At 70.4% G+C, this 1,857-nt stretch carries 1 protein-coding gene; it reads left to right on the plus strand.

All coding sequences use genetic code 11. The features are described from left to right. Window positions 1-460: 460 nt before the first annotated feature. A partial coding sequence (locus AC27IO_RS23670) for a 7TMR-DISM family protein (RefSeq protein ID WP_498741105.1) occupies window positions 461-1,857 on the plus strand: 1,397 nt, incomplete at its 3' end.

Here is a 1,857-nt window from a genome sequence, read left to right on the forward strand (position 1 = left end):
CTGATCCGTCGGCTCCCTGATCGCCCTGTGCCGGCTCCGCACCGTGCGAGAGTGCCGCCCAGACGATCTGCCGAAATCAAGTACGAGGACGCAGAGCGCATCCGCCGTATGAAAGGTCGCGCCCATGGCCTGTGCCGCCTGCCGCCCGCCGCCCGCCGCCCGCCGCTGCATGGCACCCGCTTTTCGTGGGCCCCACGCACTGCACCATCAAAAAAATGGAATCTGCGGAGAAAGTTCTTCTACACTGCGGCAGCGTTACAACGTGATACAGCATGCCCCGCCCCCACACCGTCCGCCCCCGCTGCGCTGCTTCCCGGCCCCGCATGGCCCTCTGCCCGCCCTGCGGCGGCTTGCGCACATGACACATCGCCCGGCACCTTCCGGCGGGTGCTGCGCCCGCCATTTGCGCACGGTGCGCTGACGCCCAAGCCATCGCGTCTCTCCCATTGCCACCGTTGCCATGCGCCTGTTTTCCCGCCTGCATCCGTGGTCTCCAACCTTCCTGCGGTGCTGGCTGCGCCGCGTTCTGCCGGGGTGCGTGGTGGTGGTGATGTCCGCATTGCTCGCCCCCGCCGCCCAGGCCGCGCAACCGCTGGTGCTCCGAGATGGCATGCCGTCCGTGAACCTGTGGCACACCTTCACGGTGCGGGTCGACCGTACCGCGGCGCTGACGGCCGAGGAAGCCCTGGCAAACCCTGCCGCATTCGCCGCACCGGCCCACACGGGCGGATCGCTCGGAGTGCATGCGGGCGCCCTGTGGCTGCGCGCCACGCTGATCAACCAGGCGGGGGCGAACACGGAGTGGGTCGTGAACATCGATTACCCCGCCCTGCACCAGGTGGACCTCTATCTGGCGCAGGGCGGCCGCATCGTGCAGCAGGCCGCCATGGGCAACATGCGCCCGTTCAGCCAGCGTCCCTGGCAGTCGCGCACCCCGGCGATGGACCTCAAGATGACCGCCGGCGTGCCCTACGAACTGCTGGTGCGCGTGCGCACGGGCGGCAGCATGGTCCTGCCCGCCACCGTGGCGCAGGCCCCGCAGTTTCTCTCCGACGCGCTCGCCGAGCAGATGCTGCAGGGCCTGTTCGCCGGGCTGGCCCTTTGCCTGCTGATCTACAGCCTGGGGCAATGGATCGGAGGAGGCGAGCGGCTCTTTCTGCACTACGCGCTGCTCGTCGCGGCAAGCGCGGGCTTTTGCCTGCAGCTCTTCGGGATCGGGGCACAGTACCTCTGGCGCGACCAGCTCTGGATCGAACTGCACATCGCGACCCTGTGCGGCTTCGCGGCACTGGCAACCACCTTCCTGTTCCTCGGGCAGGCCCTGCTGGAGGGCAAGGCGCGTGGCGGTTTCTTTCGTGCCATGCAGGGCGGTGCCGCGGTCAGCGCGGTGCTGGGCGCCGCCTTTCTCGTGGACGGGATCGACACGCGCATGGCCATGGTGCTGCTCACCGCCCTGGGCCCCCTGCCCTGGCTGATGAGCGTGCCGGTGGCCTGGGCCCGCGCGCGGCGGCGCGATCCGCTGGGTGCCACGCTGCTGCTGGCAGCCGCCGCGTTCTTCATCGCGGCGGTTGCCATGGCCGGTCTGTCGCAAGGCCTGCTGCCGGCCAACGGCTGGACGCTGCATGCCCTGCAGATCGGCACGGTGGTGGACATGCTGCTGTTCATGCGCGTGCTGGGGCTGCGCACCGCGGCGCTGGGCCGGGCCGCGCGCGATGCCCGCCGCGAGCGCGACGCCATGCGCTCACTCGCGCACACCGACCCGCTCACCGGCCTGGCGAACCGGCGCGGGCTCGACCTGGCGCTGGCGGCCGCCATGGCCCGGTGCACGCCCGAGCATCTGGCGGCCGTGTACATGCT

It is taken from the genome of Acidovorax sp. KNOB132, from assembly GCF_057541515.1.